This window comes from Rossellomorea sp. FM04394, assembly GCF_041889765.1.
GTDB classification, from domain to species: Bacteria; Bacillota; Bacilli; order Bacillales; family Bacillaceae_B; genus Rossellomorea; species Rossellomorea aquimaris_B.
The window spans coordinates 2561890-2579781 of sequence record NZ_CP168654.1; the positions used below are offsets into that span (position 1 = coordinate 2561890).

General features: G+C 40.6%; 20 protein-coding genes. 6 read left to right on the forward strand and 14 right to left on the reverse strand.

Going from position 1 to position 17892, the window contains the following annotated elements:
• Positions 1–83: 83 nt before the first annotated feature.
• The 7 genes from ACCB35_RS12860 to ACCB35_RS12890 form a co-directional block, all read right to left on the reverse strand.
• Complete coding sequence (locus tag ACCB35_RS12860) at positions 84–956, reverse strand: patatin family protein (RefSeq protein ID WP_374057016.1); 873 nt, start codon at positions 954–956, stop codon at positions 84–86.
• Positions 957–1109: 153 nt separating this feature from the next.
• The gene (locus ACCB35_RS12865) at positions 1110–1988 is read right to left on the reverse strand and encodes a GNAT family N-acetyltransferase (RefSeq protein WP_374054059.1); all 879 of its coding nucleotides are present in this window, start codon (positions 1986–1988) and stop codon (positions 1110–1112) included.
• Positions 1989–2085: 97 nt separating this feature from the next.
• A complete protein-coding gene (locus ACCB35_RS12870) occupies positions 2086–2862 on the reverse strand; it encodes an ABC transporter permease (RefSeq protein ID WP_374054060.1) in 777 nt (258 codons plus the stop codon).
• The gene (locus tag ACCB35_RS12875; protein ID WP_374054061.1) at positions 2859–3761 is read right to left on the reverse strand and encodes an ATP-binding cassette domain-containing protein; all 903 of its coding nucleotides are present in this window, start codon (positions 3759–3761) and stop codon (positions 2859–2861) included. Before ACCB35_RS12875 ends, ACCB35_RS12870 begins: the two co-directional genes overlap by 4 nt.
• The gene (locus tag ACCB35_RS12880; protein WP_044336586.1) at positions 3758–3973 is read right to left on the reverse strand and encodes a PLD nuclease N-terminal domain-containing protein; all 216 of its coding nucleotides are present in this window, start codon (positions 3971–3973) and stop codon (positions 3758–3760) included. Before ACCB35_RS12880 ends, ACCB35_RS12875 begins: the two co-directional genes overlap by 4 nt.
• 125 nt (positions 3974–4098) lie before the next feature.
• Positions 4099–5091 (reverse strand): helix-turn-helix transcriptional regulator, encoded by a 993-nt coding sequence (locus tag ACCB35_RS12885; protein WP_374054062.1) that lies wholly within the window; start codon positions 5089–5091, stop codon positions 4099–4101.
• 155 nt (positions 5092–5246) lie between these two features.
• Positions 5247–5570, reverse strand: coding sequence for a DUF4870 domain-containing protein (locus tag ACCB35_RS12890; RefSeq protein ID WP_044336582.1), 324 nt, complete (start codon positions 5568–5570; stop codon positions 5247–5249).
• A 242-nt stretch (positions 5571–5812) separates the two neighbouring features.
• On the opposite strand from ACCB35_RS12890, the gene ACCB35_RS12895 reads away from it, so the two are divergent.
• From ACCB35_RS12895 to ACCB35_RS12915, 5 genes are all read left to right on the forward strand, one after another.
• A complete protein-coding gene (locus tag ACCB35_RS12895; RefSeq protein ID WP_374057017.1) occupies positions 5813–6592 on the forward strand; it encodes an undecaprenyl-diphosphate phosphatase in 780 nt (259 codons plus the stop codon).
• Positions 6593–6602: 10 nt separating this feature from the next.
• Positions 6603–7202 (forward strand): DedA family protein, encoded by a 600-nt coding sequence (locus tag ACCB35_RS12900; protein ID WP_374057018.1) that lies wholly within the window; start codon positions 6603–6605, stop codon positions 7200–7202.
• A gap of 63 nt (positions 7203–7265) precedes the next feature.
• Positions 7266–8396, forward strand: coding sequence for an amidohydrolase (locus tag ACCB35_RS12905; RefSeq protein ID WP_374054063.1), 1131 nt, complete (start codon positions 7266–7268; stop codon positions 8394–8396).
• 277 nt (positions 8397–8673) lie between these two features.
• Positions 8674–9231 carry a GNAT family N-acetyltransferase gene (locus tag ACCB35_RS12910; RefSeq protein ID WP_374054064.1) on the forward strand — a complete coding sequence of 186 codons (558 nt, stop codon included), beginning with the start codon at positions 8674–8676 and terminating at the stop codon, positions 9229–9231.
• A gap of 138 nt (positions 9232–9369) precedes the next feature.
• Positions 9370–9885: a hypothetical protein gene (locus ACCB35_RS12915; RefSeq protein ID WP_374054065.1), complete on the forward strand. Its 516-nt coding sequence runs from the start codon at positions 9370–9372 to the stop codon at positions 9883–9885.
• A gap of 85 nt (positions 9886–9970) precedes the next feature.
• On the opposite strand, the gene ACCB35_RS12920 is transcribed toward ACCB35_RS12915, so the two are convergent.
• The 6 genes from ACCB35_RS12920 to ACCB35_RS12945 all read right to left on the reverse strand — a co-directional run bounded on the left by ACCB35_RS12920 (position 9971) and on the right by ACCB35_RS12945 (position 15475).
• Positions 9971–10120 (reverse strand): DUF2639 domain-containing protein, encoded by a 150-nt coding sequence (locus ACCB35_RS12920; protein ID WP_082051093.1) that lies wholly within the window; start codon positions 10118–10120, stop codon positions 9971–9973.
• Positions 10121–10180: 60 nt separating this feature from the next.
• Positions 10181–11248, reverse strand: a complete 1068-nt coding sequence (locus ACCB35_RS12925) for an undecaprenyldiphospho-muramoylpentapeptide beta-N-acetylglucosaminyltransferase (RefSeq protein ID WP_374054066.1) — start codon at positions 11246–11248, stop codon at positions 10181–10183.
• A 167-nt stretch (positions 11249–11415) separates the two neighbouring features.
• Complete coding sequence (locus tag ACCB35_RS12930; protein ID WP_374054067.1) at positions 11416–12891, reverse strand: phytoene desaturase family protein; 1476 nt, start codon at positions 12889–12891, stop codon at positions 11416–11418.
• The gene (locus tag ACCB35_RS12935) at positions 12888–13982 is read right to left on the reverse strand and encodes a glycosyltransferase family 2 protein (RefSeq protein WP_374054068.1); all 1095 of its coding nucleotides are present in this window, start codon (positions 13980–13982) and stop codon (positions 12888–12890) included. Before ACCB35_RS12935 ends, ACCB35_RS12930 begins: the two co-directional genes overlap by 4 nt.
• A 12-nt stretch (positions 13983–13994) precedes the next feature.
• Positions 13995–14711, reverse strand: a complete 717-nt coding sequence (locus ACCB35_RS12940; RefSeq protein ID WP_374054069.1) for a lysophospholipid acyltransferase family protein — start codon at positions 14709–14711, stop codon at positions 13995–13997.
• Positions 14708–15475 carry a carotenoid biosynthesis protein gene (locus ACCB35_RS12945; protein ID WP_374054070.1) on the reverse strand — a complete coding sequence of 256 codons (768 nt, stop codon included), beginning with the start codon at positions 15473–15475 and terminating at the stop codon, positions 14708–14710. Before ACCB35_RS12945 ends, ACCB35_RS12940 begins: the two co-directional genes overlap by 4 nt.
• 156 nt (positions 15476–15631) lie before the next feature.
• On the opposite strand from ACCB35_RS12945, the gene ACCB35_RS12950 reads away from it, so the two are divergent.
• Positions 15632–16999 carry an MATE family efflux transporter gene (locus ACCB35_RS12950; protein WP_374054071.1) on the forward strand — a complete coding sequence of 456 codons (1368 nt, stop codon included), beginning with the start codon at positions 15632–15634 and terminating at the stop codon, positions 16997–16999.
• Between the two features lie 62 nt (positions 17000–17061).
• Here ACCB35_RS12950 and ACCB35_RS12955 read toward each other — a convergent pair whose 3' ends face one another.
• Entirely contained in the window at positions 17062–17835 is a 774-nt protein-coding gene (locus ACCB35_RS12955; RefSeq protein WP_374054072.1) for an SDR family oxidoreductase, read from the reverse strand.
• Positions 17836–17892 lie beyond the last annotated feature (57 nt).

The following is a 17892-nucleotide window of genomic DNA, read 5'->3' on the forward strand; positions in this document are numbered from 1 at the left end:
CTTAATTAGACCAATCAACAGGAAAAAGCCAACGCATACAGAACCCTCATGAGAAGATTTTCTGACAATCGTTGGCTTATATGTTATAAGTGAACTGGAGCCGCTGAGCGATTCCATTCAATTATCTTTTTCTCTTTTGCCTCTGCATCATGGTACCCCTGCCAGTACAATTCATCCAGCCTTTGTGGATTTTTTTCAATACGGCTTACTTTTAACGGGTTTTGGGGTTGAATGATCAGGACATCCCCTTTCTTTTCTCTCGTTTCTAATTCCTTGATCGTGTGATTGTAACGCAAGTAACGGTTCATCATCGTTTTATGTAATTCAGGATATTGAGGATACTTTCTTTTCAGAAGGAAAGAAAAACGTGAAGGCTTTTTATAATAGCCCCTGTTTCTAGTTAGAATGACTACATTTTTCATAAACCCGTCCCGCTCAGCTTTTTCGATGGGAACTGGGTCACTTATCCCTCCATCGAGAAGATGACGGGATTCAAACTCAACGATCGGAGCGACAAATGGCAGGGAACTCGACGCCCGGATAACCGTAAGAAGCTCGTCCCCATAGTCTCTTCTCGAGAAATACGCCGGTTTACCTGTATGACAATCTGTGGTGCCGACAATAAATTCCGTTGAATTAGAGTGAAAAGCTTCATAATCAAAAGGGACCAGCTTATTTGGTATTTCATCAAACACATAATCCATTCCAAATAGTTCTCCCGTTTTCCAATAGTTCCTCCAGGATAAATATTTTGGATCACGGATAAAATCTACATTCACTTTTTTATTGCGTCCATTTTGCTTAGATAAATAGGATGCTGCATTACATGCCCCGGCAGATACTCCGATCACATAAGGAAATTCAATGCCTCTTTCCAGGAAGTATTCCAATGCTCCTGCCGTGTATATCCCCCTCATTCCTCCTCCTTCAAGAACGAGGCCTGTGTGTTCAATCATCATCTTGTCTACCTCCTTAATGATGCAAGCATTATCGTCACCGGTATCGAATAAACCACTATATTTTCCCACAAAGCAGTAAGAATGTGTACTAACTTGCTCACTGATCAAGCCACTTATTGATTTCATTCCTTATGATTCCCTCTCGGTCTCTCATTCATCGGTCATCAGGGGAATAAGCTTGGCGTTACACATTTTCTCATAGAATTCGATGGGTCCGGCTTCTTTTAATACGGCGTACATATACCCTTTATCATGCATGCCCTGCAATGCATGATAAAGGAGACCTTTTCCCACTCCCTTATGACGAGTGGCCTGGAGGACCCCCATCGGTCCGTAGATCCCTTTTTTATTTTTATAAACATCAAATGCTGCAAATCCAATCAGTTCACCTTTTTCTTTCGCTTTGATAATCGGGATGGAATCCCCTGATGATTGAAAGGCTTGTAACAACGTTTTTGACCATGATTTTCCAAAATGCCCCTCAACCCACATCAATAACTCATTTTCATCTTCAGCCTGGACAGGGCTGATTTGAACAGCAGGGTCCATTTCACATCTCCAATCCTTGTTCAATAAATAAACAGTCAAATCCCGGGCTGTCGTAACAGATTGGATAATCCTATCATGGGGTATATCTTTAAGTTTTTTTTGCAGTTGAGAGTGTTCTGGAAGATGGGTGTAAAACGCTTTAATAATATGACCTTCGTTTAAAAACGTTTGATTGTAGCGTCTCATGACTTCAATCGATTTGTTCCACACCTTTCTTGAGTGTGTTGATAGTGGAATGGAAAAGTGATCAATCCGCTCTGTATCGGATGGCTCGGAAGGAATAATAGTAGATAGGTTTTCTATCTGTTTCATATAGGGTTCCATAAGATGATACATCTCTCTTAGAGTACCTTCTTTTACGTGAGCGGCCCCTAGGTAGAGATCCAAGCTTTGAATGCTTGTATGATGATTCTTTTCTGCAAACATATGAGCGTTTTGAATCAATTTGTTAACTTTATGGGTGTATCGAAGTTCTATCATGCAGCTCCCTCCCTTCTATTACCATTATTCGACATAAAGGAAGGTAATCCTTTTACTTTCAATGAGGTCCGTCCCTCAAAAAAGGGAGCTGAGTTGGTCAGATCAAATCTTTTTTCTTATAGAGTGGTGGTGCTATGAGCAGGATAGCCAGGCAAAGGATGACAGTGAAGATAATGGTTCCTGTCAGGTGATCAGGCCACGTGCTGTAAAGAACGATTTCATTTACATAGTTGGATAGCTGCCCTGGAGACCACTTTAAGGTTTTGGTCATGTATCCTGAGACAAAGGTTAATACTATGGCGATCCCAATCGTAAAGAACCCTGCAAGGCCAGAAGTTTTTACTAAACTGCTCATGAAGACGACCAATGTTAAGATAAAGGTAAGCCACAAGCCATAAACGAGGAATCCCTGTAAGAATGCAGTAAAGCCAATTCCGTTAAATAATACTTGAATATAATACCAGCTGGATATCATCCCCAGTCCATAGGAGATCCACACCAGAACAAATGCAGCCATCCATTTTGAATATATATAAGCTGCGTATGATACGGGCTTTACCAGTACCATAACAGCATTTCCGCTCTTTCTCTCTCCTGCAATCATTCCCATGAAACCTAACACGATGATGAGGACACCAAAGGTACTGAACTGGCTGATAGTCGATAATAACACTTCTTCAGATGATGGAGTTGGAATGCTGATGACCGTTCCTTCCGGCAGATCCCCTACTGAATTAATAATGTCTGGTAAATAAAATGCCGTCAATGGTTCCGTTAAGCCGAATAAGATGAACACGATAGGCATCCAAATCATCTTATAATTCCGTATTAGTTCCAGCATTTCTTTTCTGAATAAAACCCAGAATGTTTTCATTTTTTGATCACCTCCATGAATAGCTCTTCAAGGCTTTGTTCACTTGTTTCAAATCTAGTCACTCCCCAATTGTTTTCTGAGATCAAAGAAAAGATTCTTGCTCTATCCCTCTCCAGTTCACTTACTTCGAAAGAGAGTCGATTTCCGTCTGCTATCAGATGATGGACCCAATCTTTTTGCAGCAGATACGGTTTATACTTTTCGCTATCTTCGCTAAAATACAGGTTCAATCTCGGTGTCTGGTGTCTTTTTTTTACTTCTACTAGAGGCCCTTCTTCAATCAGCACACCACCGTGCAAGAACAATACGTCCTCACAAACCTGTTCTGCATCATTCAAAATATGGGTAGAAAAAAGGATCGTCGTTTCCTTCTTTAACTTTTTTAACAGCTCCAGCACTTCTCTTCTCCCGAAAGGATCTAAGGCAGAGACAGGTTCATCAAGGATTAATAGCTTCGGCTGATGAATAAGAGCTTGAGCTATCCCTAATCGCTGCTTCATTCCACCAGAATAATGGCCAATTATCCGGTCCTTTCCTTCCTGCAAACCGACTAGCTCTAGAAGTTCTTCACTTCGATTTTGAGATGATTTCCTCGTTAATCCAGCTATTTCACCTGAAAAGATGAGAAATTCTTTTCCTTTCATCCATTCAAAAAAGGAAGGATATTGGGGCAGGTAGCCGATCATTTCCCGTATATCCCGAGAGGGTTCCCTTGTTGAAATCAATCCATTAGTAGGTGTTATCAACCCTGCAAGCATTTTTAAAGTAGTGGTTTTCCCCGCTCCATTGGGACCCAGAAGAGCTGTACAACGACCTTGTTTTAATTGAAAAGAAAGATTCTTCACGGCAAGCTTTTCCCTATACTTCTTTTCTAAAGACGTTACTTCCAATACGTTCATCCATCTTGCCTCCTTCCAAAAATGAAATACACAACCGGTCCGATAATATTGATAAACAGGATAATGAGAACCCATAGCCATTTAGGCCCATTCGTTGCTTTAATACGGATCACATCAATCACTGCAACCACCATTAGTATGACTTGAATAAGGATGACAGGAGCAATAAGCCCCCAATTTATAGACTGGAATGTTTCTTGTAATTCGTTCATATCCAATTCCTCCTTTTGTTTTCAAATATAAGACGGAGGAAAATAAAAATCGTTCATTTTTCTTTTAAATATATTCTGAAACAATAAAAAGCACTGAGCCCCATTCAATGAGGTTCAGTGCTTCATTATTGATGATATAAGGAATACAGCTTAGTCACTTCCGTTTTAACGGTGTCCACCAGGGTAGGAGGAGATATGACTCTCGCCCGACTGCCAAAATTTAAGATCCAGTTCACTAGTCCACTACTGACACGGGCTTTTGTTGTTAGAATAAAATGGTTTTCACCATCTCTTTGAATGTTTACATCCTTTCCGAACTTATCGATGACAACATTGATGAGGTGGTTTTGAAATGAAACTTTAATCCATTCTTCATCACCTGCAAACATGTGAAAGGTGGACTGTACATACTTGGATACATCAAAGGGTTCGTACGGAAAGGTTTCTGAAAGGGGTTCTACATTTCTTAATCGATCCACACGGTAGTGTCGAATTTCATCTGCTTCAAAATAATAGGCAATGAGATAGTAGAAATCATTTGCCCATGCAAGGGCATAGGGCTTTACTTTATATAGTTTTCCTTCATGGCTCAAATTAAATTGTTTCGTCACATCGTATCGACCATATTGGAACGTAATCATTCTACGTTCTGCTATTGCTTCATGAATATCATGGATAGCGAGACGAATATAAGGACTTTCACTTTTAATGGAGGAATCGATTTGAATTTCATTATGCAGCTTTTTCCCTTGATGAATACTCGTGAGCCGCTTTATTTTTCCAGTCAGCTGTCTCGTTTCCTTCTTTGATATAAATTTGGCCGAAACGACTGCATCGATGAGCATGCGAAGTTCATATAACTCGAACAAACGATATTGATGACTATAATATTTAGGCAGCCCTTCTTTTTCCTGGTTTATGGTGACATCAAAATTATTTCTAATAAGGTGCTCAAGGTCATCTTTTAATGAATTCTTGTTCAATTTCACGTCTGGGCCAAACATCTGCTTAAAACGCAGAATTATATCATCCAAACTCAACTCATGATCCTCATCCGTTTCTTCACTCAAAATACTCATCAACCTAAGCACTCTCTCTTTATTATCCACCCTCGTCATTTTGACACGCTCCTTCCATGGATAGACCCATCCTAATCGCAGAGACATTTTTATAAAACTATCAATATTCCGATAATTTTGTCAACACTTTATTTCCAGGCTTTTTATTTCAACAGAAAAAGAGAACCCATGAATACTCATGGGTTCCCAATTGATTATTTAAGTAAACGAAAGACCGTCGGGATTCTGTATTGCTCTCCCTCGTAGGCTCTGATCGCTCCCAATATCGTAAAGATCAAGGCCATGACTCCCACTACGGGAGCTAGAATAAATCCAATCAGCACCACCATCAAAATGGTGCTCACCAAACCATAAATGGCATATGAAATAAGAAAGTTGAAGTATTCCTTTCCATGATAGTCCACAAATTCTGAATCATCCTTTTTGATTAGCCAGATGATCAATGGTCCAATGAATGCTGTGAAGAAGCTTAATATATAAATAAGGGCAGCCATCATTCTTTCATCTTTTGTAGGCATATTGAAATTCCTCCTTTTCACTGCTCACCCTAAACTGGAGTAAACAGACTGTTAGATTATATCCTCCTCTATACTTACGTGCATTTTATCAGAAAGTTTCATCCCGTCTTGAATTTTTTTTGAGAACCCTTGAAGAGAAATTCTTCAAACTTCAGGACAGTCTTCATGAAACGTGAAAGGATGGAATATAAGTTAAAAGAGGAGTTTGTCCTTAGTGGACTTGCAGAAAGGTAGTGATGGATTTGAATAAATTTGAAGCCTTTATTCTGGGAATCATACAAGGTTTAACAGAGTTCCTTCCAATTTCAAGCACTGGTCACCTTTATCTAGGAAGGCTTACCTTTGGACTTCAGGAAGCTGGACTATTCTTGGATACGATGCTTCATATCGGAACATTGATTGCTGTTCTCGTTGTGTATCAAAAGGAACTTCTCTACATGCTGAGGCACCCCTTTAGTAAACTATCATGGATTCTCATTATTGGAACGATCCCGGCTGTGGTCGTGGGCTTTTTGTTCGAGGATTTCTTTGACTCAATCTCAAAGACGGGTTCTACGATCGGATGGGAGTTTCTTGCAACGGGATGTATTATGTATTTCGCAGATGGAGTGAAAAATGGCTACAAAAAACTGGATGATCTTACTTACGCAGATGCAGTGGTGATCGGAAGCTTTCAAGCAGCAGCCATATTCCCGGCATTATCAAGGTCAGGCTTAACCATTGCGGCAGGTTTATTCAGGAAGCTTGACAGGGAAACGGCGGCTTATTTTTCTTTTCTTCTCTCTACCCCTGCCATACTTGGTGGAATCGTACTACAAGGAAAAGAAATGATAGGAGGGACTGTTGAAGCGATTTCTTTTTCAAGTTTAGCCATCGGAACAATAAGTGCTGCGGTTTTCGGTTACTTCGCCATCCTTACAATGGTAAATTTCTTGAAAAAGCACTCGCTGAAAATTTTCTCCTACTATGTTTGGGCTTTGGGACTATTGATTCTCTTTCTTCAATACTCAGGGATCATGTAGGAGGAAAATGATGAACCATGAATCGATTGTACACATCCTTACACAATTAACTGATATGGGTTACGCCGGAATCGCACTTGCTCTCATGATAGAAGTGATTCCTAGTGAGCTTGTATTAAGCTACGCCGGCTTTATGGTGAGCGCTGGAAAAATCTCATTTATTGGTGCGTTCCTTAGCGGTGTCATTGGCGGAACACTTGCTCAATTATTTTTATACTGGCTAGGCTATTATGGTGGCAGACCATTCTTCGAAAAATATGGTAAGTACCTCCTTATCCATCAAAAACATTTGAATGCAGCTGAGAAATGGTTTGAGAAGCATGGTACCATTGTGATTTTCACTGCACGATTCATTCCGATTGTTCGTCATGCCATAAGTATCCCGGCCGGCATCACCCGTATGCCCCTTTCTACTTTTAGTCTTTATACCTTTGCAGCCATGCTCCCATGGACATTATTATTTATGGTCATTGGAATGGAACTTGGTACACATTGGGAGCATATAGAAGTAATCGGAGTCCGTTATATCAAACCTTTGAGTTTAATAGCGGTGCTCGGCACATTCCTTTATCTATTTTTTTCAAGTTGGAGGAACAAAAGGAAGGATTAACTTCTTTTTTTTCATGAAAATGTTTAAAATAAGAAGGAAACATGTCCCACGAAAGGATTAATTATGAATTCCATACTATTAAAAAACGCAACCATATACCCCATCACATCCAAGCCCATTCAAAACGGTTCCGTACTCATAAAAGACGGAAAAATCAAACAGATATACTCCCATAACGTAGAATCATCCCGAGATGTTTCAGTATATGATTGCCAGGGCAAATTTCTCTTCCCCGGCTTCATTGACTCCCATACCCACCTAGGGCTGTATGACGAAGGCACCGGTTGGGCAGGAAATGATGCCAATGAAACCATTGAACCAATGACGCCTCATATCAGGGCTTTTGACGGCGTATATCCATTGGATCCCGGTTTTAAGGATGCTCTGAAGTACGGTGTCACAACAGTTAATGTCATGCCTGGGAGCGCAAACGTAATCGGTGGAACGACTTCTGTGATCAAAACCTATGGATCAACGATTCGTTCGATGCTGATTAAGGAAACATCCGGTTTGAAAATCGCCCTTGGGGAGAACCCGAAGCGGATTCATAGCAATGGAAACAACGATTCCATAACGAGAATGGGCATTATGGGAATGCTTAGAGAGGCATTTTTCTCAGCTAAATATTGCGATCAACCCGAAGAGCTCAGGGTCGCACCTTTAGTATCTGCATTAAAACGTGAAATCCCGGTTCGCATCCACGCTCACCGTGCAGATGATATCCTGTCTGCTGTCCGGTTTGCCGATGAGTTCAATTTAGATTTACGCATCGAGCATTGTACAGAAGGCCACCTCATTTCTGAGGAATTTAATGGTAAGAATTTAAAGGTTTCAGTAGGCCCAACCTTTACGAGAAGATCAAAAGTAGAACTAAAAAACAAAAGCTGGATCACGTATCAAAAATTGACGGAGGCTGGTGTCGAAGTATCCATTACGACAGACCACCCGTACACTCCGATTCAGTACTTAAATATGTGCGCGGCTATCGCTGTTCGGGAAGGGTTGGATGAACATAAAGCCCTTGAAGGAATTACCATCCTCCCTGCCAGGAACCTTGGTGTCTCTGACCGCATCGGTAGTATCGAAGTAAACAAGGATGCCGATTTAGTACTATGGAGCCACCATCCATTTCATTTTATGGCCAAGCCGATTGTAACGTTGGTGAATGGAGAAGTCGCTTATCAAAACGTGTAGAAATTTGTTAAAAATTTTCATCAAAATTTAGCATTTTACCTATTTCCTTTTTGAGATATTTCGTATATGATACAGATGGATAATATATTTCCGGTTACAAAGACGCGATTTATTTAAATATTGAGCGACTGTAATGAAGGGAAGGCAAAAGGTGCGCCACCAGTTTCTTGACTGGTCTTAGTGGGTTCGATTCCCACCCCGAAATTTTTTAGTTACCATTTAAAAATTTCGAGGGTGGGATCGTACGCAAGTAGACTGCCCTCAAGGAGGGTCTACTATGATCAAGAAACGTGAATTACATGAGTGTCATGAGCTCTATGACCTGATGGTGCACCCGGATGTCTTCCCTTTTGTGCGTCAAAAAGCTCATTCCTATGAGGAACTTCTATTCTTAACAAAACAAACCATTGAAGCAGAGGAACGTGGAGAGCTCATTTCACGCACAATTTTAGACGAATGGGGCAGCCCTATCGGAACGATAAACTTATTTGATATTCAAGAAAATGCTGGATTCCTGGGAACCTGGATCGGCAAACCTTATCATGGAAAAGGATACAATCAACCAGCCAAAGATGCATTCTTCGCTGAACTTTTCTTCGAATTAGGAATGGAAACCATATTCATGAGAATCCGCAAACTGAATACCCGCTCCCAAAAAGCAGCAGAAAAACTTCCGTATGTACTAAAAGCAAACGAAACAAGAAAATCTCTTTACGAACAATTAAATGCTCAAGAAGAGGTTTATGACCTATATGAAATTCCTAAAGATTTATATACACTTTATCTATATCAGCTTCAACATTCCCAAGAAGAAGAGCAGGCTTTGGAAGCATAGGATAATAACCGATTTCCACTTGAGGAAATCGGTTTTTTGTTTAAAACCAATAATGATTCGCCTTCCTTTTCATACATAAATTCAAGTTGCACCCGGGAAAGCTATAGGAAAGAAAAAGTTTTTAGGAGGGCTGTCACGATGCCTATTCGAATTATTCTGGTCGTACTATCTTGGGGTAGCCTGCTGTTTCTCAAGAAGGAAACGATCATACGCTTTTCTCCTTCTGCGATTTTAGTGAGCTTCATTCTAACAAGCATCACATTATGTAATTCGGTTCTGAAGTTTTGGGAGATACGGGGGAGCAAACAAGAAAAATTGCTTGGTGATTTATCGTTTATTCTGGGTCCGTTCCTTTGTGCCACACTTTGGGTTTTCAAATTGACCTTTCGATCCTTCCCGCTCTATATGCTATTGAACCTCTCCATTAATTATATATTTGCCTATCCCCTTACCTCATTCTTCGAGAAAAAAGGCATTTATAAATTAAAACGGATGAAGAACCACTATATGTACATGCTTACGGTCAGCTATTCCATCATTATTTATTGGTATCAATCCCTTATCGAAAATAAATTCATGAACAAGAATGAAGACTTATCCTCTCACAGATTCAGCGAGAAAACGAACAATATTATCGCTGAAAAATTATTATAGCTCATTAAATATAGGAGCTGCTCATTGTTGTCATCTTATCTTTATTTCACAAAAGATAAGCACAAACTACAGGCAGCTCCCTATTTTATTTCTTTTTCGCTGCTTTCTCGAAATACAAATTTCTTACGACAAAGGTTTTATAGTTTTCCAATTTTCTTTTTTCTAACGGATGATGACTGATTCCCATCTTCTTAAGCTCTTGTAGGTACCAACCTTTTGAAAATTGATAAGCCATAGTCCTTCTCCCCTTCAACCATTTATATACTATATGCTTAAAGGAGGGTACCATGCCTTTTTATCGGGACATTGATGAAAGTTCCTCATACATGTCTTGTATGGTATAGGCTTTTTGACCTTTTTCCATGTTGTGGATATAGGTATCTCTGTGATCCTTCAGCTCATTGACCTTCTTGAGGAAGCTCTCTTGGGTCAGCTCTTCCTCTTCAAGCTTTAATGCATATCCATGCTTTACAAAGCTGTTGGCGTTTAGGATCTGATCTCCACGGCTCGCTTCTCTTGATAAGGGGATCAGTAACATTGGTTTCTTCAACGCAAGAAACTCAAAGATCGAATTAGACCCTGCTCGTGAAATCACATAGTCCGTCATCGCTAAATAGTGAGGAAGATCCCCTTTTATGAATTCATATTGTCGATAGCCTTTTTGGGTATAGGTTTCATCGATATTTCCTTTGCCGCAGATGTGCAGGATTTGGAAAACGGAAAGTAGTTCATCCAGGTTCCCTCTTACCGCTTCATTAATTTTTCTCGCGCCAAGACTGCCTCCCATAATCATCAATACAGGCTTATCTTCATAATACCCGGTAAGCCGCTTTCCTTCACGTGCATTCCCTGTAAATAGCTCCTCACGAATGATGGCTCCTGCACACAATGACTTATCAGTAGGAAGTGACTGAACCGTTTCAGGAAAAGTGGTGAAAATCTTGGTGGCAAAGGGAACCGCTAATTTGTTCGCGAGTCCCGGTGTTACATCCGATTCATGGATCGCTACAGGGACCTTTGCAATCTTAGCAGCCATGACGACGGGAACGGAAACAAATCCCCCTTTTGAAAAGATGATATCTGGTTTCGTCTTACGAATGACGTTTAAAGCATCAAACACACCTTTCATCACTCGAAATGGATCTGAAAAGTTTTTCCACGAAAAATATCTTCTGAGCTTTCCACTTGATATGCTTTCATATGGGATATGGGGAAATTGTTCTGTTATGATTTCCTTTTCAATTCCATCTTCTGATCCTATATACGTTATCTTCCACCCTTCTTTTTCAAAGTGTGGAATCAATGCGGTATTAACCGTAACGTGGCCTGCCGATCCGCCGCCTGTAAATAAAATACGTTTCATATGTATTAACTCCTAACTCGATTTTCTACTTTATCATTTATCATTATACACTTTACCAAAAATGCCTGGGGGATAGAACTACGAAAATTTGACAAAAGAATAGGGTCCGTCTACCGGAACCCCTTTCAATTTCAAAACAATCGAGTTGAACGTTGTAATGAAGAAACTTAATTAGATGCGGCCCTATCTCTTTTCAATATATAATTGGCCACATTTCTGCCGCTGATTGTAACCATTGGAGATCCTCCACCTGGATGAGTCGTCCCTCCCACATAGAAGAGGTGATCAATGTCCTTGCTGACGTTGGAAGGGCGAAGAAACGCTTCTGTCATCCGGTGGGAAGCCAGGCCATAAAGGGAGCCCTTATAGGCGGAGAATTTTTGTTTGATCGCATTTGGTGTATATACCCTCTCTACTTCTAGTGAGTCCCGGATTGGCAGCCCTTTTTCTACTAGCTTCTGATAAATCTTCTCTTTATACACCTCGGCTTGTTCATCAGTCACCTCAACGGCTGGAGCATTCACAAGAATGAATAAATTGCTTCCCTTTGTGATGTCAGGATCTGTAGCAGCTGAATGGCTGATATAGATCGTCGGGTCGCTGGGCAGCTCTTTCTTCATGAAAATCTCTGAGAACTCCTTTTGATAATCCTCTGTAAAATACACTTGGTGATGATGAACGGAATCCTGATAGGACCTTAACCCTGCCAATATGACAAAAGCGGAAATCGAAGGTTCATAGGAGTCCAGCTTCCTATCAGGATGGCTTGGTCGATCTTTCTCTTTAATAAGATTCTTCGTAGCCGTGATAAAATCCCCATTCACAATCACATCGTGGGCCGTAACGGTTTCACCATCTTCTGTTACAACACCCACTGCTCTTTTTTCCTCAACTAGTATCTCTTTAACTCTTTTGCCCAGATGCACCTTGCCTCCCAGTTCTTTAAAGAAACGGTAGAAGCCTTTTGCAATCTTTGGGTTTCCACCTTTCGTATAATACACGCCTTCTTTCATCTCGAGATGGCCGATCAACGCAAAGGTCGCCGGGCACTCAAACGGTGATGATCCAATATACGTTGCATAACGATTAAAAACCTTCAACACATCTTCATCTTGAAAGAACCGTCGGTGAAAATGATCCATCTTCTCAAAGGGACGGACCTTCAAAAAGCTATAGGATAGCTGTGGAGCGAGGTAATCCTTCCATGAACCAAAAACCCGGTAGAAAAACCCCCGCTGAGCTAATATGTATACCTTTTCCACTTCCCTTAAATACTCTTTGTAATGGACTGCCCCGTAAGGATCAAGCTTTTCAAGTTCCGTCATCATTTCCTGTGGGTCCGCTGATTGGTAAAGTATCCTCCCATTGTGAAACACATTTTTAGTATGTCTTACTAACCTTTCGAACTGGAAATATTCGGATGAGTCTCCTCCTGCATCATTGATCACCGATTGAAACACTTCAGGCATTGTAATGGTATTCGGACCAAAATCAAAGGAATACCCCTCTATTTCAACAGGCATCATTTTACCTCCGGGATGAAGGTTCTCTTCTAAGATCGTTACGTTATAACCTTTGCTTTGGAGTGAAATACCGGCAGACAATCCCCCTAATCCGCCACCAATAATGATGATATCTTTCATGAATAGGTCCTTCCTTTCCAAGCGTAACCTTTGTTCTTCATTCCCCTCAGCATCGAAGCCCACATAATGATGATAAAGCTTATAGAAGCAATCGGCATGATGAGAAAATGCCACCTGGATTGATTGGATGCGATATCGATCATGAGGGTTTGTACCCATATCGCAACCAACGGTATACAATAGCTCCATTCACCTGCAATGAATCCATATAGGAAAAAGGGAAGCGGCATTATGTAAAATACGAAATAAAAAAGGGAAAGCAGCAAAACAGAAATGGGATTCCTCCCTAAGCCTATATAAATATTCTTTAAGAAACCTGCCCATACTTCCCTATTGGTGTCATACATATGACATGTCACGTCATTTGTATTGTTGACGATCGTTACCTTCCAACCTTTTTCTTTCACTTTCCTCGCAATATGCACATCCTCTAATAAAGACGATTTCACAGCTTCATGACCACCGCACTCTTCATAAGCTTCCGTCTTAAAAAACATAAAGGCCCCATGAGCAGCCGTGAATGCTTTTTTAGTCGTATGATTGGCTACCGCAATGGGTAAATGAAAATAAACCAGGAAGTGCTGAAACGGTACCAGCATTTTACTGAGTAATGTAGGAATGGGAAATTGGGGAAATCCCGTTACAAGCCCTGCATCGTAGTGGTTCATCTGTAATAATACCTTCTCAATGACGGACGGGGAGACCCTGACATCTGCATCGAGGAATAAATAATACGTTCCGCGGGCATGCAGACTAAGCTCCTTGCAAGCATGGACCTTCCCCACCCATCCTTTCGGGAGAGGCTTTCCGCTGACGATTTTAAACCGGGAATCCCCTTTCGTCAATCGGGAGAGGAGTTCAGGGGTCCGGTCCGTTGATCCATCATCTAATATGATAAATTCAACAGGCGAATGGGTAATCTTCCTCATACTCTCAATTAATCCTTCCACATTTCTTTCTTCATTCCTCATAGGAATGAGTACAGAAACAAGTTCTTTCGAAGATAATTTATTAGAAAGCTTGGGTAAAAAGAGTAGATTGATGAACGTGATTATAGCAAACATAATAGTAATGAGGATATAATAATTCATTATTTTACACCTCTACTTCCTTCTTTTCCAAAAGGTCAACCATTCACTATTCGTTGGAAATCCTTTAAGTAATAAATCAAAGCTTGTAATGTCTTCATTAATAATATCGGCTTTTAGGGATTCGATCTTTTTTTCCATAACGGTTCTTAGAATGTCTGTAAGCTCTTTTCTTGTTTGATGCTGACTATGATCTACACGCTCATCACAAATCCGGATAAATAATTCAGGCCTTTGGTCATGACGAAATGTGTAGTAGAAGGTGACCAGCGAAACATTTATTTCAGGATTACGTTCACTTAAGAAGCTTGGCCCACTCATAAATGAAATTGGCCTCTTCTCAAGATGCTCTTCCTTACCCTGTGGAAAAATCCAGACTGTTTTCTTCTCTTGCAGGCATTTTTCAGCAAACTTTAAGGAAGTGACCAAGTCTTTGGGCGAATCGGGATTAACAGAGAATGCTCCGATTTTACGAAAAAAAGAGAAATCCTCCATCCCTTTCTGGCTCATCATGGCGTAGCTATCTTCTTTTACAACATAATGATTCAAGTAAAAGACCATCAATCCATCCCACCAGCTAGAGTGATTCGCGAGTATCAAGTGTCCGGAAGAAGATTTTCCAGACTCCCTCCGATCATCGATCCATACACGATAAAAATGTTTTTTGAGCTGGTAGGTAAGGTAGTGGGCCAAGATTTGCTGAAATCTTTTGCTTTTTTTAGGTTCGATCATACTGCTTTCTCCAATCGTTTTCTAAGTAAGAAAGAAAAACCGTAAAATGCCAACGTAACCCAGACAGCCAACCACAGGCCTTCCACGATTGCTGTCACGATAAACATTAAGATCACGAGGAGATACAACCGTCTCATCCGAGAGCTCCAATGTGAAGAAACCCCATCGTGTTTGATCAAATAATACAGGAAAAATTGAATGAAGAACGAAACAAAAAACCAGCCCAGGAAATTTTGGGTTGGAATATCATAATACATCCCACCCTCATCCCATATCCAGTACTCCCGTCCCTTGAATGCGACGGGATCAATGATTAAATCCATCGTAACAGCCATAAGGGACGAAGCCGTGCTATAAATGATCCCACCTATTACAGTCTTTCTTCGATGCAATAAAAATTCATAGTGTGCCATACTCGTATAGATGACCATGACCCAAGCAAAGCCGATTGTGATGGGCACCCCGACTAATTGGAAGCCAAAATCTTTTTCATAATGATAAGAACCAAAAATCAGACCGTAATGAACGCCTAAAGACTCTGCAAAAATCGTTAGCAGCATAATCCCTAAAGCGATGATGATCCCATATTGTCCTCTAAATTTCTTCATTGCATAAAGAATAGCCAAAAAGCCGGCTAGATATAAGAAAACGGCATTCGCCCATTGAAGAGCAGGAGGTAGCCAGTCAAGAGAAACAAGGATAATCCCCACTCCGTACCAAATAAGAAATACAATCCAAATCCAGTCCTGCCATTCTTTAGTCATTCTCTTCCTCCCCACCATGCTCATTCTTTTCAACACCCATTATATAAGAGTGATATGTATAAAAGCATTTTTAACTCTCTGTCTCTCAAAAATGTGATACAGTATGATAGTGAATTTATCATACGCTCAAGGAAGTTATTTAAAGGAGTTCATATTATGAGAGAAACCCGTACTATCAAAGATAAAATCAAACAATTATCCGTTATTCTCATTCCCATTCTGGTCACCCAGCTTGGAATGTTTGCAATGAATTTTTTTGACACCATCATGTCAGGGAAGTATTCTCCGATAGACCTGGCCGGTGTTGCCATAGGGTCCTCCCTTTGGGTCCCGGTGTTTACGGGTTTAAGCGGCATCCTCCTCGCGGTTACGCCGATCGTCGCTCAACTAATTGGAGGAGGTAATAAGAAAGATGTTCCTCACACTGTGCTTCAAGGAGTATATGCCGCCATTGCATTATCTACTTTCGTCATGATCGTGGGCGCAACTGTCCTACATCCTATTCTAAATGGAATGAATATAGAAGCAGAGGTCCGTACAGTTGCGAAAGATTATCTCATTGCCCTTTCATTCGGGATGATTCCATTATTCATCTATAATGTGCTGAGATCATTTATTGATGCCCTGGGAATGACAAGGGTCACCATGTTTATTACATTGCTTTCTCTTCCGATAAATGTGGTATTCAATTATTTATTGATATTTGGAAAACTCGGTTTCCCTGCATTAGGAGGAGTCGGTGCTGGTTATGCATCAGCTATCACATATTGGGTCATTACAATCATTGCATTTTGGGTTGTGCATACGAAAAGGCCATTTGATCAATACTTTATCTTCAAAGCCATCCATAAGCCTGACATCTCCAAATGGAAAGAGCTCTTTCAAATCGGGATTCCGATAGGTCTATCCATTTTCTTTGAAGTAAGCATCTTTTCTGCTGTCACTTTGTTAATGAGCAATTATGACACAGTCGTGATCGCAGCTCATCAGGCAGCGATCAATTTTGCATCCTTTCTCTATATGATCCCGCTCAGTATTTCCATGGCATTAACCATCGTTGTAGGGTTTGAGGTGGGAGCGAAAAGGCTACGTGACGCAAAGATTTATAGTTGGATGGGAGTAAGCTTTGCATTACTATTGGCAGTCATATATGGTGTGATTTTGCTTGTGTTCCGATCAGAAATCTCACACCTCTATTCTGATGATCCATATGTATTGGAATTAACGGCTCATTTTTTATTGTATGCAGTATTCTTTCAGCTATCAGATGCCATTCAAGCTCCAGTACAAGGAGCACTAAGAGGGTACAAGGATGTTAATATCACCTTTATGATGGCACTCATATCCTACTGGGTGATTGGATTACCGCTTGGTTATGTTCTAGCCAACTACACTGAATTTGGTCCATACGGATATTGGCTCGGCCTGACATCCGGCTTAACGGCAGGAGCCCTTACGTTATCAGGCAGGCTCCTATTCATTCAGAAAAAATATAGAAAGCAATATAGTCTTATTAAACAATAAACACATAATGTAAAATCCATTAGACACGGCAGATTCTTTTTCTGCTGTGTCTATTTACACCTTCACTGACGGAATACCTTTCCAAGTACATCCTTGCCCCCAGTAACAGGAATAATGGAACCGGTAATAAAATCAGATTCTTCCTGACATAGAAAAGAGATGATTCTTGAAAGATCTTCACCCGTTCCAGGACGCCCCACCGGTGTGTCCGGATCATGATGTTCTTTCGCTTTATGGATCTCTTCTTCTTTCCATTCCCCAACGATGTCCCCGGGGCAGACCATATTCGCCGTTATTCCATTTCGTGCTTCTTCCACTGAGATGGTTTTCGTAAAGGAAGCGAGTCCTGCTTTAGCTGCCGCAAACGCGGAACGATAGATCCAGCCTGGTGATGTTTCAACTCGATCATATCCAAATGTGATAATTCTCCCCCATTTCTTTTCCCTCATTTTAGGAATAATCAACCTTGATAAGTAGAAAACACTATTTAAATTTCCATTTACTATGTAGTTCCATTCTTCTGGGGAATAATCAGCAAATGACTTCCGCTCTTTAACGTAGGGACCTGCATTATGAATTAAGATATCGACACTTTCCACTTCATTCAGAATTTCTGTTACCATTCGCTCACATTCTTCAGGTACGGAGATATCACCCTCGACGGCTATTAATTTATTGTTATATTTCCCCTTCAAATGGGAAATCAGATTCTCAACAATTTGACTGTTTTGTCTGTAGTTAATGATAATGGTATGTCCTTGTTTCGAGAATTCCTCTACCGTTCGCCGACCGATTCCCTTCGATCCTCCCGTTATAAACACAACTTTTTCTTTCATCAAGCTCACTCCACGTACTCGTTATAACTCAATACTAAGAATGATTATGATGAAATG

What these genes read in the sequence shown, in the direction of transcription:
- ACCB35_RS12880 (WP_044336586.1), bottom strand. Translation starts at nt 3,973, where the DNA reads ATGAACGAATTACAAGAAACATTCCAGTCTATAAATTGGGGGCTTATT.
- ACCB35_RS12860 (WP_374057016.1), bottom strand. Translation starts at nt 956, where the DNA reads ATGATTGAACACACAGGCCTCGTTCTTGAAGGAGGAGGAATGAGGGGG.
- ACCB35_RS12935 (WP_374054068.1), bottom strand. Translation starts at nt 13,982, where the DNA reads ATGAATTATTATATCCTCATTACTATTATGTTTGCTATAATCACGTTC.
- ACCB35_RS12940 (WP_374054069.1), bottom strand. Translation starts at nt 14,711, where the DNA reads ATGATCGAACCTAAAAAAAGCAAAAGATTTCAGCAAATCTTGGCCCAC.
- ACCB35_RS12900 (WP_374057018.1), top strand. Translation starts at nt 6,603, where the DNA reads ATGAACCATGAATCGATTGTACACATCCTTACACAATTAACTGATATG.
- ACCB35_RS12945 (WP_374054070.1), bottom strand. Translation starts at nt 15,475, where the DNA reads ATGACTAAAGAATGGCAGGACTGGATTTGGATTGTATTTCTTATTTGG.
- ACCB35_RS12885 (WP_374054062.1), bottom strand. Translation starts at nt 5,091, where the DNA reads ATGACGAGGGTGGATAATAAAGAGAGAGTGCTTAGGTTGATGAGTATT.
- ACCB35_RS12955 (WP_374054072.1), bottom strand. Translation starts at nt 17,835, where the DNA reads ATGAAAGAAAAAGTTGTGTTTATAACGGGAGGATCGAAGGGAATCGGT.
- ACCB35_RS12910 (WP_374054064.1), top strand. Translation starts at nt 8,674, where the DNA reads ATGATCAAGAAACGTGAATTACATGAGTGTCATGAGCTCTATGACCTG.
- ACCB35_RS12875 (WP_374054061.1), bottom strand. Translation starts at nt 3,761, where the DNA reads ATGAACGTATTGGAAGTAACGTCTTTAGAAAAGAAGTATAGGGAAAAG.
- ACCB35_RS12915 (WP_374054065.1), top strand. Translation starts at nt 9,370, where the DNA reads ATGCCTATTCGAATTATTCTGGTCGTACTATCTTGGGGTAGCCTGCTG.
- ACCB35_RS12925 (WP_374054066.1), bottom strand. Translation starts at nt 11,248, where the DNA reads ATGAAACGTATTTTATTTACAGGCGGCGGATCGGCAGGCCACGTTACG.
- ACCB35_RS12905 (WP_374054063.1), top strand. Translation starts at nt 7,266, where the DNA reads ATGAATTCCATACTATTAAAAAACGCAACCATATACCCCATCACATCC.
- ACCB35_RS12920 (WP_082051093.1), bottom strand. Translation starts at nt 10,120, where the DNA reads ATGGCTTATCAATTTTCAAAAGGTTGGTACCTACAAGAGCTTAAGAAG.
- ACCB35_RS12890 (WP_044336582.1), bottom strand. Translation starts at nt 5,570, where the DNA reads ATGCCTACAAAAGATGAAAGAATGATGGCTGCCCTTATTTATATATTA.
- ACCB35_RS12930 (WP_374054067.1), bottom strand. Translation starts at nt 12,891, where the DNA reads ATGAAAGATATCATCATTATTGGTGGCGGATTAGGGGGATTGTCTGCC.
- ACCB35_RS12865 (WP_374054059.1), bottom strand. Translation starts at nt 1,988, where the DNA reads ATGATAGAACTTCGATACACCCATAAAGTTAACAAATTGATTCAAAAC.
- ACCB35_RS12870 (WP_374054060.1), bottom strand. Translation starts at nt 2,862, where the DNA reads ATGAAAACATTCTGGGTTTTATTCAGAAAAGAAATGCTGGAACTAATA.
- ACCB35_RS12950 (WP_374054071.1), top strand. Translation starts at nt 15,632, where the DNA reads ATGAGAGAAACCCGTACTATCAAAGATAAAATCAAACAATTATCCGTT.